Source organism: Sphingopyxis indica, from assembly GCF_032879645.1.
GTDB lineage: Bacteria > Pseudomonadota > Alphaproteobacteria > Sphingomonadales > Sphingomonadaceae > Sphingopyxis > Sphingopyxis indica.
Genome location: NZ_CP076394.1, coordinates 3,766,235 through 3,778,745 on the forward strand (window position 1 = coordinate 3,766,235; position 12,511 = coordinate 3,778,745).

A 12,511-nucleotide genomic window follows, 5' to 3' on the forward strand; every position below is an offset into this window, starting at 1 on the left:
GCGTCAGTCGCAGCTCGAAACCGCAGCGCCCGAAGGATTATAGATCTGCGTCAGATCGCGCGCCTCGCGGATGTTGAACGCCGCGGTCGAGTGCATCCGGCGCGGTCCGAGCCATTTGCCATAAAGCAAGGGCTGATAGTCATAATAGATTTCGACGAACATCACCGCCGTGCCCGCAACCGCCGTGACCTCCGCGCCCTCGGGTCCCATGCCGGAGAAGTCGGTGCCGGTTGCACCGTCGCCCGCGACGCCATAGGTGGATGCAACGCCGAGATCGCCATAGCAACGCTGCCAGTGAATCCATTGTCCACCCTCGCCGTTGCGCTCGAGGCTCGACAGGATGATCCGGCCGTGCTGCTGGAAATCGAGTTTTCCCGCCTGTTTTTCGACGCCCGCGAACACTTCGTTGATATCGGCCTCGCGGATTTGGGGAAGCGCCAGATTGCTGCCGGTCGCAATTCGGGAGGCGTTGTCGGCGGCGTTCAGGCCGATCTGGCTGATCCGTGTCTGCGTCAGCGTAAGATTCGCAATCTCCATCCCGCCAAAGCCGACAAGGACCAGAAAGGGAATGGCGAAAGCCATTTCGATGAGCACGGTCGCCGCCACGTCGCGCGCGAGGCGAGCGATCGCGAACCGGACGCGTCGACGAAGGTGAGCGAGGCGGGTCATAGACATTCATCCGGTGGAGCGTCGCTGCCGGTCGCGAAGGGCTGGTTGCGCAGCACCGTTGTAGAGGTCAGCGTCGTCGATTGCGGTTGGCCCAGCATCCGCCATACGGGCAGGACACGGTCGAAAGTCATCGACGCGGTATAGAGAATGACGTCGTCGGCACCGCCATTGCCCTCGCTTCCCCGATCGGCATCCCACTGGCCGTTGCCGTTGCTGTCGTCATAGCATTCGCCAACGTCATAGCTGTCATTGTGATTCGAGTCGGTGTAGCGCTCCTCGACGCCGACCTGATCGAAGCGATCGTAGCTCTTGCGACTGAACGTCACGACGGCATTCGAAAACACATTCTGCACCTGCTCGCGAACGCGATCGTCGAGCGCAGACGGATCGTTCACATAGGTTTCGATCGTCGAATCGCGCCCGGCCTTGCTGACCGCGCCTTGCAGCACCTGCTGCGCATATAGCTGCCAGCTATAGTCGAAGATTCCCATCAGGATGAGCAGGAAGACCGGCGCCGTGAGCGCGAATTCGACCAAGGCGACCCCGCGTTCGCTTTGGCGCAGCCGGCGCAACAGACGGATAGGCCGCGTCATTTCGACAGTCTCAGGCGCGAAATTTGCCGCGCAATCGACTGGAACTGCTCGGTGAGCTGCGCCGTATTCTTCGCCGCAAAGGCCGCGCCCGAGCTAGCGCAGCTGTCAAGCTGAGCATTGCTGTCGATACCGAAAGAGACAACCCAGATAGTGATGCCTTTCTCCCGCGCGCGCTCGCACAGTTGGAGAAAGCGGTTGTTGTGGCGGTCGTCGGAATCATTTTTGTCGGTGGCACCCGTTCGCGACATCGAGGCTTCGACTCCCTGATGCGACAGATAGTCGAGCCTGGTGTCCATCTGGCCATCGGTCATAAAGACGATATGGCGGTCGATCGGCCGGCCGCTTGCATCTACATTCTCGCTCGCGAACAGGCCGTTCGGCGAGATCAATCGGGCTCCCCAAGCCATGCCGACGTCGTGATAGGTCTGACCGGTCGGTTGCAGCTTGTCGATATAGGAATCGAAGCCCGCCTGGTCGACTTCGGTCTCCGAGCCGGCGGCCGCGCTGTCCACGACCTTCTTGAGCTTCATCGCCTTATAGGGGCAGGCCGACCGGCCGTTCATATCGTTTAAGGTCGACTTGGTCTCAAGCGGGGCAACCTGTCCGCGGTCATAGGTCAGGCCCGGAATATAGAGCTGCCATTTGGTCGCCTCGTCCGACGTCGGAACCATGTCGATGTCCATGTCAAAGGCGTCGTCGGGCGCGGTCTCGCTGGGGCCGAATGGCGTCGTTTTCCGTTCGATGATGCAACCGGACCAGGTGGCTGTGACGTTACCGCCGTTCGTGCCCGTATTCGCCGTTATCTGCCCGCCCGGCGCTAGTGATCCGACCGCGAAGCTGCGATCCTCGTAGCGATAGAAATATCGGCTTTTCGTTTCGCACACCCATTGCCGATTCCATTTCGGCCCCTGCCATCCGCACTCCTCGACATCCCTCCAGCCTATGCCGGTGCGCGATGGCAAAAGCGCCGATTGCGACAGCCACGAAGAGTCCGCCTTGCGCAGAATTTCTCCGACATTCACCGTCGCGCTATAGGGCACCACGCCGAAGCGAAGTTGGCCGTCGCCGATGTCAGCCCCCGCAAGCGTGGCGAAGAAACTCTTGGCCGCGGCGCGCAGGCCGACGATCTTGCTGTCCGTATCGCCGTCGTTGGTCCAAGCCATCGAACCCGTCACGTCGAGCACCATCATCACGTCGACATTCGAAATTTCGAGCTTGGCGCCGCAATTCACCGACAGGTTGAACGCGTCCTTGCCGAAAATATACATCAGCGCGGTCGGCAACGTCGCGCTCGCGACGCCGACGACATTGGATTTCCCGCTCGTCTCCGATGCGAAGCTGATCCCGCTGCTGCCATAAATGCCGTCGGGGAAGTTGAAGTTGAACATCTTGTTCGCTTCGGCCTCGGCGGCGTCGGTATAGGTGCCGCCGGCCATCGCGCGGCGGCCCGCGAGCACGCCCGCGTCGCACGCCTGCTGCAAGCGAAGCTGGGTCATATAGGCGCGGCCGATATCGACCGCCGAGCCGACGATACCAACGAGCGGCACCACTGCGGCGGCTGTCAGCATCAGGGCGTTGCCGCGCTGGTCGCGAAGAAGTTTCCCGGCGCCCGAGCGGAAGCGGCGAATGATGGTCCCACGCATGGTCACTGACCCCCTCTAGGACCAGGCGCGCGGCCCACTCAGATGCGCGTCTGGCACAATGCACCTAAGGCCAAACTGCTTACCAAATGGCTAATCGCCGCAGGGCAATAGTCGCCGCGCCGCACCGGATTCGGCCCAAAGCGGGACGGTTCGGCCGCACCGGCGAAACTATGGGCGCGCGGGCGTCCTTCTGCTATCGCTCCGCCATGCCCGCCACCCCCGCCTGGCCGCCCGCCAGCACCCCCCGCCTGTTCGTCGACCAGCCGCTCGGCCCCGACGCCGCGCCGGCGCTCGACGGCGCGGCCGCCCATTATCTGCTCAACGTGATGCGCGTGAAGCCGGGCGATCCGCTGTTGCTCTTCGACGATCGCAGCGGCGAATGGCTGGCGACCGTCGCGGACGCGAGCAAGCGCGCGCTGACCCTGCGCGTCGAGCGTCAGACGCGCGACCGCGAAACCGTGCCCGACCTCTGGCTCTGCTTCGCGCCGGTCAAGAAGGCGCGGCTCGACTGGATCATCGAAAAGGCGACCGAACTCGGCGTCCGCCGCCTGCAACCGGTGATCACCGAGCGCACGATCGTCGAGCGCGTCAAGCGCGAACGGCTCGAGGCGCAGATCGTCGAGGCGTGCGAGCAATGCGGGCGCACCGCACTCCCCGAACTCGCCGATCCGGTAAAGCTGCCCGCGCTGCTCGCGGACTGGCCCGCCGGCCGCGCGCTGCTGTTCGCCGACGAGGCGGGCGGCGCGCCACTCGCGCGCCTCGACGCGCCCGCGCCCGCGGCGATCCTGACCGGACCCGAGGGCGGCTTCACGACCCGCGAGCGCGAGCTGTTGCTGCAAGCGCCCGCCGTCCGCCGCATGACGCTCGGCCCGCGCATCCTGCGCGCCGAGACGGCGGCGATCGCCGCGATGGCGGCGTGGATGGCGGCGCACGGCGACTGGCGGGCGGCCGGCGAAGGCGCGGATGCCGGGGCGGCCGACACCATTTGAGGCGGCGATCGAATCCCCCTCTGGTCAGATGCGCCGCCGCTCCCTAAATGGCGCCATGAGCACGCGAACGGTTTCGGATCGAGACGATCCCATCATCGAAAGCCGCGACCAGCTCGCGGCGCCCATGATCAAGGGGGAAAAACCGCGCGAGGCCTGGCGCATCGGCACCGAGCACGAAAAATTCGTCTATCGGACGCGCGACCACCGCGCCCCCTCATACGACGAGCCCGGCGGCATCCGCGACCTGCTCATGGCGCTCACCCGCTTCGGCTGGGAGCCGGTGATCGAGGGGGGCAAGGTGATCGCGCTTTCGGGCAGCGACGGCACGGTCAGCCTCGAACCCGCGGGCCAGCTCGAACTTTCGGGCGCGCCGCTCGAAAATCTGCACCAGACCTGCGCCGAGACGGGGCGCCATCTGAAACAGGTGAAAGAGGTCGGTGCCGAACTCGGGCTCGGCTTTCTGGGTCTCGGCATGTGGCCCGACAAGACGCGCGGCGAGCTGCCGGTGATGCCCAAGGGGCGCTATGACATCATGCTCCGCCATATGCCGCGCGTCGGCTCGCTCGGGCTCGACATGATGCTGCGCACCTGTACGATCCAGACCAACCTCGACTATTCGTCCGAAGCCGACATGGTGCAGAAGTTCCGCGTCAGCCTCGCGCTCCAGCCGCTCGCGACCGCGCTCTTCGCCTCCTCGCCCTTCACCGAGGGCAGGCCGAACGGCTATCTTTCCTATCGCAGCCATATCTGGACCGACACCGACCCCGCGCGCACGGGGATGCTGCCCTTCGTGTTCGAGGACGGGTTCGGATATGAGCGTTACGTCGACTATATGCTCGACGTGCCGATGTATTTCGTCTTCAGGGACGGCAAATATATCGACGCCGCGGGGCAGAGCTTCCGCGATTTTCTGTGCGGCGAACTCCCCGCGCTTCCCGGCGAATTGCCGCGGCTTTCCGACTGGACCGACCATCTCTCGACCGCCTTTCCCGAGGTGCGGCTCAAGAGCTTTCTCGAGATGCGCGGCGCCGACGGCGGGCCGTGGAACCGCATCTGCGCCCTCCCTGCGCTGTGGGTCGGGTTGCTCTATGATCAGAGCGCGCTCGATGCGGCGTGGGATCTGGTCAAGGGCTGGAGCATCGCGGAACAGCAGGCGCTGCGCGACGCGGTGCCCAGGGACGGCCTCTGCGCCCCGGCGCCCGGCGGCGGCAGCGTCGGCGATCTCGTTACCCAAGTTCTCGACATCGCCGCGCAGGGCCTTGCGGCACGCGGCGAGGTCAATTCGATGGGCGACAATGAGGTCGGCTTCCTCGAGCCGCTGCGCCGGATCGCCAAGAGCGGCAAATCGCCGGCGCACGACCTGCTCGACCGCTACGAAGGCCCGTGGGGCGGCGATCTCTCTCATATTTATGAAGAATTGAGCTTCTAGGCCCGTTTCGGCGAGTCGCTGCGGTGCAGCAATTCTGCAACACTGTCGTCACGAAACTCAGCGGCGGCGCGCTCGACCGTTGACCGCGCGGCGCGCGCGCGGCAACGCCGGGGCATATTCTCAACTTCACCGCTTCGCTTTTCAAAGGATATGCCATGCGCCATCTTCCTTCCGCCCTTGCTATAAGCTTTGCACTCGCCGCCGGCTGGACCGCCCCCGCCGCCGCGCAGGACGCGCCCGCCGCCGAAGCGGGCGGGCTCGGCGACATCATCGTCACCGCGCAGCGCCGCGAGGAGAATCTGCAGGACGTGCCGATCGCGGTCAGCGTGCTCGCGGGCGACACGCTCGGCGCGATCACCTCGACCGGCGCCGACATCCGCGCGCTCGCGGGCCGCGTCCCCAGCCTCAACATCGAAAGCTCCTACGGTCGCTCGTTCCCGCGCTTCTATATCCGCGGCCTCGGCAACACCGACTTCGACCTCAACGCGTCGCAGCCGGTCAGCCTCGTCTATGACGACGTCGTGCTCGAAAACCCGATCCTCAAGGGCTTCCCGATTTTCGACCTCGACCGCGTCGAGGTGCTGCGCGGGCCGCAGGGCACGCTGTTCGGCCGCAACACGCCGGCGGGCATCGTCAAGTTCGACACCGTCAAGCCCGGCAAGACCGGGGGCTATGCCCGCGTCAGCTATGGCCGCTATGGCACCAGCCAGGTCGAGGTTGCGGCGGGCGCCGCCGACGACAGCGGCTTTTCGGTCCGCCTCTCGGGCCTCTATCAGCACCGCGACGACTGGGTCGACAATATCGCGACGACCAAGAGCGACGACCTCGGCGGCTACGACGACATCGCCGCGCGGCTCCAGCTGCAATATGAAAATGGCCCCTTCACCGGCCGCGTGATCGGCCAGGTGCGCGTCTATGACGGTTCGGCGATCATCTTCCGGGCGAACACGCAGGTTCCGGGCAGCAACCATCTCGTCGGCCTCGGCGGCGCGGGCACCGAGTTCGAGCGCGACAAGGTGTGGCAGGACGGGATCAATTTCCAGAAGCTCAATACCTACAACGCCGGGCTCAACCTCGAATATGATTTCGGACCCGTCACGCTCTATTCGATCACCTCTTACTGGAACGGCAATTTCCGCAGCCGCGGCGACATCGACGGCGGCTTCGGCGCCGTTTTCCTGCCCGAATCGGGTCCGGGGCTCATCCCCTTCCAGGCGCAGAGCCAGGACAATGTCCCGAGCCTCGACCAGTTCACGCAGGAAATCCGCGTCGCCTCGAACAATAACGGCGGGTTCGGCTATCAGGGCGGCGTCTTCTACTTCAACGAAGACCTCGACATTTCGAGCTATGAATTCGGCGGCCCGACCGACGCGACCCCGTCGGCGATCGCGATCCAGCGCCAGGAGAGCGAAGCCTATGGCATCTTCGGCTCGCTCAACTATGCGTTCGACAATGGCCTGACCTTGCAGGCCGGCGCGCGCTACAACCACGACACGCGCGATTTCGTCGCGTCGCGCCCGGTCGAGACGCGCCCCGACTTCGTCGTCAACCCGAACACGCCGGTCCCGCCGCAGGCGGCCAAGGTCAAGGGCGAGCTGGTGACGTGGGACGCGAGCGCGACCTGGGAAACGTCGAACGATGTGACGCTCTATGCCCGCGTCGCGCGCGGCTATCGCGCACCGTCGGTGCAGGGCCGCCTGACCTTCGCGCGGACGATCTCGACCGCCGATCAGGAAGAGACGATGTCGTATGAAGCGGGCATCAAGACCGCGTTCCTCGACGATCGCGTGCGCTTCAACCTCACCGGCTATTATTTCGACACCAAGGATCTGCAGCTGACCGCGGTCGGCGGCACGTCGAACGTCGCGAGCCTGCTCAACGTCGATGCCAAGGGTCACGGGATCGAGGCCGAATTGCAGGCGGCGCCGGCGCGCGGGCTGACCTTCAGCGTCGGCGGCGCATGGAATGTCGCCGAGATCGACGACCCCAATGCCTTCGTCGCCGGCTGCGGCTCGGCGACGCCTTGCACGGTGCTCGACCCGGTGCGCGCGGGCAGCCCCGGCATCTATTCGATCGACGGCAACCAGCTGCCGCAGTCGCCGAAGTTCACGGCCAACTGGACCGCGGGCTATGAAGTCCCCGTCGGCAATGGCGCGCTCTATGCCTTCACCGACTGGTATTACCGGTCGAAGGTGCAGTTCTTCCTCTATCGCTCGGTCGAATTTTCGGACGACGAGATGATCGAGGGCGGGCTGCGCGTCGGCTATCGCACCGACCGCTATGATTTCGCGGCCTTCGTGCGCAACATCACCGGCGACGCCTCGCCGACCGGCGGTATCGATTTCAACAATCTGACCAGCTATGTCAACGAACCCCGCATCTGGGGCGTCGAGGCGGGCGTGAAGTTCTGACGAATGAAAAGCCCCTCCTCTTCAGAGGAGGGGCTTCAGGAATCCTCACGCCACCGGCCCGACGCGCGGATCGGGCTCAAGGCGGATCAGCGGCACCGTGCGCCCCGTCAGCTTCGCGAAGAATCGCGGCACGGGTGCATTGGCCTGCGCCCAGTTCCAATAGGCCCGATAGGCGGGGTCGCCGAGGAGGTGCTTCTCCTCGGTCTTCGCGCGCCAGTAATAGACACCGCTGACGAGCCCGAGCAGCACCATATTGCGCAGCGCCTCGACCCAGCTTCCGCTCGTCACGAGAAAGGGCATCGAGCCGACCCACCAGCTCAGATTCTTCGCAATATAGGCGGGGTGGCGCGTGAGGGCATAGGGGCCGTGGGTGATGATGCCGCGGTGCGTCAGGTTTGAAAAGCGGATGCCGAACGCCATCGTCGCCCACGCATAGACGGCGATCAGCAGGGCGAGCACGATGCCCCAGATCGTCATCAGCGTCTCGTGCCCCTGCAGCCAATAGCCCCAGTCCGCGCCGCCCACCTGATAGTCGAGCGGGCCGCCGTTCATCAGGATGAAGGGCGGATAGCAGATCAGCGCCGCGACCCACGCCATGCCATAGGGATTGGCGGTGCGGATATGCGCGTCGAGCGGCTTCAGGGTCAGGATATAGCCGACGGTCGCGATGTGGACATCGACCAGATAAAGCAGGTTGATCGTCCACAGCCCGGTCATATAGGGATTGGCGAGCACCTCGCTCATTTGCACCGCGACGAGCGCGGAGAAATTCCCCGGCACGATCGACAGCATGAAGGCGGTGAAGAAGCCCTTCACCGTCCACGCGCGCAGATGGTGCGCGATCGCGCGGGCATCGACCGGTGCCCCCGGTGCGATCAGCCAGCGCCCGAAGGCGTAGCAACCGTCGCGCGGCTCGATCATGCGCCGGTCGAGCCACAGCATATAGGGCACCGACGCGAGCAGCAGCCACGGCGCCGCATGCGCGAGCAGGCTCATCGCAAAGGCATAGGGGCCCTGCCAATAATAGCGCATCACGAAATAGGCGAAGGCGATCAGCGCCCAGGTCGCCCACAGGCCGGCGAGCTTGGTGAAGCTGATGTCGAGTGTTTCGCGCCACGGCCGGCGCCGCGACCAGTCGATGCCGGTGGACGGATTGCGATGCACCTTGTCGACGAACACCGACCACAGCACCATTGGCAGGCCGCAGGCGAGCACGCTCGCGACCGCCGAGGCCGGCCCGCTCATCGGCCCGCGCCCGCCCCAGTCGATACCGAACGCGCCGGCGATTTGGGGGGCGTAGCGCGCGATCAGCAGATAAGCGAAAAGCCCGATCAGCCCGACGAGGCCGACCCCGGCGCTGACCGCCGAACGCGGCCGCGCGCGCCGCTCCGGATCGGCGTCGGCGGCGGGAAGGGATGCGGCTGTCGATGGATGCGTCACGCGGTCGATCTAGTCGAAAATGGTAAGCAAGGCGTCAATGATAATCGGCCGATTCGCCTACCTCTTTTTCGGCGAAAAAGCCGCCATTCTGGCACTGTTCCACCGTTCATCGCGTGCATGGTTCGACTCACCCCGACTCGCCCCTTCAGGATTCGCGCTTCACTGACACCGCTGTTAAGTGCGCTTCCCAGTCGGGGCGGAGGGGCTCCAACAAAACAACGAGACGGGGTCGTAGCTTGTCTTCGCAATCGACGGGTCTGCGCCATTGGCGGCAGCGCTTCAATGCGCTGTTTCAGGACCATGAAATTTTTATCCGCACGCACGGTCATGTGCGTTTCCTGCGCATCAGCGCTGTCTGGCAAAAGCGCGTCGCGCTGATCGCGGGGATCGTTCTCTTCGCGTGGGCGGGCGTCACGCTTTCGGTGTTCGTCAACCAGCTGCTCACCGCCGGCGAGCGCGCCGAAGTCGCGCAAAAGGAAGCCGCGGCAGAGGCCGCCGAAGCGCGCATCGCCAAATATCGCGACCGCGTCGCCGAAATCGCCGCCGACCTCGACGAGCGCCAGGCACAGCTCGAGGATTGGCAGAAGACCTATTTCGGCAACGAGGCGCTCCCCGAGGGCGCCAAAACCGACGCCGCCGCGGCCGAAGCCCCCAAGCCCGTCGAAACCAGCGCGATCGACCCGCGCCTGCCCCCCGAGGCGCAGGCGCTCGCGCGCATCGAGGCGCGCCAGGAATCGCTCGCCGCGCGCCTGCTCGCCGCGGTCGATGCCCGCGCGACCAAGGCCGAAACCGCGGTCGCCGAACTCGGGCTCGATCCCAAATCGCTCGTCCGCAAGGCCAGCATCGGACAGGGCGGTCCCTTCATTCCGTGGCGCGGGCGCACAGGCCGCGCGGGCGCGCTCGGCAAGAGCTTCGCCGCGCTCGAAGGCGCGCTCTTCCGGGCTCTGTTGCAAAGATTGGCGGCAGTCAGAGGTAGGCTGTCGCTCTGCGCCGATCAGGCGGCTGCTGCGAAATGGTGGTTGAGCATGCCCATGGCCTCCGTCAGCGCCGAGGGCCCAATGCCAAAAGCTCTCTCCACAAGGCGCACCTCGCCCCTGATGCCGGGCTGCAGGCACCAGGGGCGAGCCTGTCCTTTGCGCAGGGCTCGCATGACTTCGAATCCCTTGATCGTGGCATAGGCCGTGGGGATCGATTTGAAACCGCGCACCGGCTTGATCAGTATCTTGAGCTTTCCGTGATCGGCCTCGATCACGTTATTGAGATACTTCACCTGCCGGTGGGCCGTCTCCCGGTCCAGCTTTCCTTCGCGCTTCAATTCGGTGATCGCTGCACCATAGCTCGGCGCTTTGTCGGTATTGAGCGTGGCAGGCTTTTCCCAGTGCTTCAGGCCTCGCAGGGCCTTGCCCAGGAACCGCTTCGCTGCCTTGGCGCTGCGGGTCGGCGACAGGTAGAAATCGATCGTGTCGCCCCGCTTGTCGACTGCCCGGTACAGGTAGGTCCACTTGCCCCGCACCTTGACGTAGGTTTCATCCAGGCGCCAGCTCGGATCAAAGCCACGCCGCCAGAACCAGCGCAGCCGCTTCTCCATCTCCGGGGCGTAGCACTGGACCCAGCGATAGATCGTCGTATGGTCGACCGAAATGCCGCGTTCCGCCAGCATTTCCTCAAGGTCGCGATAGCTGATCGGATAGCGACAATACCAGCGCACCGCCCACAGGATCACATCACCCTGGAAATGGCGCCACTTGAAATCCGTCATCGTTCCGTCCGTCCAATCTCCGCCAAGCATGCTCAAGCTTCACGATTTTTGCAACAGAGCCGGCAGGAGGAACAGGAGGGTGCATGCTTGGTGATAACGGCAATTCCGGGAGTACCGGCGGCTGATCTGTCTGGAGCGGATTTGCTCAAAGCGTGGCCGTCAATGGGGCAGCAACTTGGCGCTGTTCACAGCCTATCGGTTGATCAATGTCCGTTTGAGCGCAGGCTGTCGCGAATGTTCGGACGCGCCGTTGATGTGGTGTCCCGCAATGCCGTCAATCCCGACTTCTTACCGGACGAGGACAAGAGTACGCCGCAGCTCGATCTTTTGGCTCGTGTCGAACGAGAGCTACCGGTGCGGCTCGACCAAGAGCGCACCGATATGGTTGTTTGCCATGGTGATCCCTGCATGCCGAACTTCATGGTGGACCCTAAAACTCTTCAATGCACGGGTCTGATCGACCTTGGGCGGCTCGGAACAGCAGATCGCTATGCCGATTTGGCACTCATGATTGCTAACGCCGAAGAGAACTGGGCAGCGCCAGATGAAGCAGAGCGCGCCTTCGCTGTCCTATTCAATGTATTGGGGATCGAAGCCCCCGACCGCGAACGCCTTGCCTTCTATCTGCGATTGGACCCTCTGACTTGGGGTTGATGTTCATGCCGCCTGTTTTTCCTGCTCATTGGCACGTTTCGCAACCTGTTCTCATTGCGGACACCTTTTCCAGCCTCGTTTGGAAAGTTTCATTGCCAGACGGGACTCCTGCAATCGTCAAGGGATTGAAACCTATAGAAGACATTGCTGATGAACTGCGCGGGGCCGACTATCTGGTATGGCGCAATGGGAGGGGAGCAGTCCGGTTGCTCGGTCGTGAGAACAATCTGATGTTGCTCGAATATGCCGGGGAGCGAATGCTCTCTCACATCGTTGCCGAGCACGGCGACTACCAGGCGACCGAAATTGCAGCGGAACTAATGGCGAAGCTGTATGCCGCATCTGAGGAACCCCTGCCTTCTGCCCTTCTCCCGATCCGGGATCGCTTTGCAGCTTTGTTTCAGCGGGCGCGCGATGATCAAAACGCAGGTTGTCAAACTGACTACGTCCACGCGGCGATTATAGCCGATCAAATGATGAGCAATGCCTCGGAACTGCGTGGGCTACATGGCGATCTGCATCATGAAAACATCATGTTCTCCAGTCGCGGCTGGCTGGTGATAGATCCCGTCGGTCTGGTCGGTGAAGTGGGCTTTGGCGCCGCCAATATGTTCTACGATCCGGCTGACAGAGACGACCTTTGTCTCGATCCTAGACGCATTGCACAGATGGCGGACGCATTCTCTCGTGCGCTGGACGTCGATCCGCGTCGCCTGCTCGACCAGGCGTACGCTTATGGGTGCCTTTCCGCAGCTTGGAACGCGGATGGAGAAGAGGAGCAACGCGATCTAGCTATCGCGGCCGCGATCAAGCAGGTGCGACAGACGTCATACTAGATATCAAGCGACTTCTCCTATCCCCTGGGAACACATCAATCTTACCGGAGAATATCGTTGGCCAAAGCCTTAGCGTAGGATTTCGCCC

General features: G+C 63.9%; 9 protein-coding genes and 1 pseudogene. 5 read left to right on the forward strand and 5 right to left on the reverse strand.

The genetic code is table 11. From position 1 onward, the window contains the following. Positions 1-3: 3 nt before the first annotated feature. The 3 genes from KNJ79_RS17725 to KNJ79_RS17735 are packed head-to-tail and all read right to left on the reverse strand — an operon-like array spanning position 4 to position 2,905. Positions 4-669, reverse strand: a complete 666-nt coding sequence (locus KNJ79_RS17725) for a TadE/TadG family type IV pilus assembly protein (RefSeq protein WP_317152073.1) — start codon at positions 667-669, stop codon at positions 4-6. Then, positions 666-1,262 carry a TadE/TadG family type IV pilus assembly protein gene (locus tag KNJ79_RS17730; protein ID WP_317152074.1) on the reverse strand — a complete coding sequence of 199 codons (597 nt, stop codon included), beginning with the start codon at positions 1,260-1,262 and terminating at the stop codon, positions 666-668. Before KNJ79_RS17730 ends, KNJ79_RS17725 begins: the two co-directional genes overlap by 4 nt. Continuing rightward, a complete protein-coding gene (locus KNJ79_RS17735; protein ID WP_317152075.1) occupies positions 1,259-2,905 on the reverse strand; it encodes a pilus assembly protein in 1,647 nt (548 codons plus the stop codon). Before KNJ79_RS17735 ends, KNJ79_RS17730 begins: the two co-directional genes overlap by 4 nt. Positions 2,906-3,111: 206 nt before the next feature. Here KNJ79_RS17735 and KNJ79_RS17740 point away from each other — a divergent pair, with 206 nt between their 5' ends. The 3 genes from KNJ79_RS17740 (at position 3,112) to KNJ79_RS17750 (ending at position 7,734) form a co-directional block, all read left to right on the forward strand. After that, complete coding sequence (locus KNJ79_RS17740) at positions 3,112-3,894, forward strand: 16S rRNA (uracil(1498)-N(3))-methyltransferase (protein ID WP_317152076.1); 783 nt, start codon at positions 3,112-3,114, stop codon at positions 3,892-3,894. A 55-nt stretch (positions 3,895-3,949) separates the two neighbouring features. After that, positions 3,950-5,323, forward strand: a complete 1,374-nt coding sequence (locus KNJ79_RS17745; RefSeq protein WP_317152077.1) for a glutamate--cysteine ligase — start codon at positions 3,950-3,952, stop codon at positions 5,321-5,323. 155 nt (positions 5,324-5,478) lie between these two features. Continuing rightward, a complete protein-coding gene (locus KNJ79_RS17750; protein WP_317152078.1) occupies positions 5,479-7,734 on the forward strand; it encodes a TonB-dependent receptor in 2,256 nt (751 codons plus the stop codon). Positions 7,735-7,779: 45 nt separating this feature from the next. On the opposite strand, the gene KNJ79_RS17755 is transcribed toward KNJ79_RS17750, so the two are convergent. Beyond that, the gene (locus KNJ79_RS17755) at positions 7,780-9,174 is read right to left on the reverse strand and encodes a methyltransferase family protein (protein WP_317152079.1); all 1,395 of its coding nucleotides are present in this window, start codon (positions 9,172-9,174) and stop codon (positions 7,780-7,782) included. Between the two features lie 994 nt (positions 9,175-10,168). After that, a complete protein-coding gene (locus KNJ79_RS17760; protein ID WP_001389365.1) occupies positions 10,169-10,933 on the reverse strand; it encodes an IS6-like element IS6100 family transposase in 765 nt (254 codons plus the stop codon). Positions 10,934-10,996: 63 nt separating this feature from the next. Here KNJ79_RS17760 and KNJ79_RS17765 point away from each other — a divergent pair. Together KNJ79_RS17765 and KNJ79_RS17770 are read left to right on the forward strand one after the other, a co-directional pair. Then, positions 10,997-11,587, forward strand: a pseudogene (locus KNJ79_RS17765) (APH(3'') family aminoglycoside O-phosphotransferase); the annotation flags it as partial. Continuing rightward, positions 11,587-12,423: an aminoglycoside O-phosphotransferase APH(6)-Id gene (locus KNJ79_RS17770; protein ID WP_000480968.1), complete on the forward strand. Its 837-nt coding sequence runs from the start codon at positions 11,587-11,589 to the stop codon at positions 12,421-12,423. The pseudogene KNJ79_RS17765 and the gene KNJ79_RS17770, both read left to right, overlap by 1 nt. Positions 12,424-12,511: the final 88 nt, after the last annotated feature.

Excerpts from the sequence above, each read along its gene's own strand:
- KNJ79_RS17725 (WP_317152073.1), bottom strand. The coding sequence starts at position 669 with ATGACCCGCCTCGCTCACCTTCGTCGACGCGTCCGGTTCGCGATCGCT.
- KNJ79_RS17745 (WP_317152077.1), top strand. The coding sequence starts at position 3,950 with ATGAGCACGCGAACGGTTTCGGATCGAGACGATCCCATCATCGAAAGC.
- KNJ79_RS17760 (WP_001389365.1), bottom strand. The coding sequence starts at position 10,933 with ATGACGGATTTCAAGTGGCGCCATTTCCAGGGTGATGTGATCCTGTGG.
- KNJ79_RS17770 (WP_000480968.1), top strand. The coding sequence starts at position 11,587 with ATGTTCATGCCGCCTGTTTTTCCTGCTCATTGGCACGTTTCGCAACCT.
- KNJ79_RS17750 (WP_317152078.1), top strand. The coding sequence starts at position 5,479 with ATGCGCCATCTTCCTTCCGCCCTTGCTATAAGCTTTGCACTCGCCGCC.
- KNJ79_RS17740 (WP_317152076.1), top strand. The coding sequence starts at position 3,112 with ATGCCCGCCACCCCCGCCTGGCCGCCCGCCAGCACCCCCCGCCTGTTC.
- KNJ79_RS17735 (WP_317152075.1), bottom strand. The coding sequence starts at position 2,905 with ATGCGTGGGACCATCATTCGCCGCTTCCGCTCGGGCGCCGGGAAACTT.
- KNJ79_RS17730 (WP_317152074.1), bottom strand. The coding sequence starts at position 1,262 with ATGACGCGGCCTATCCGTCTGTTGCGCCGGCTGCGCCAAAGCGAACGC.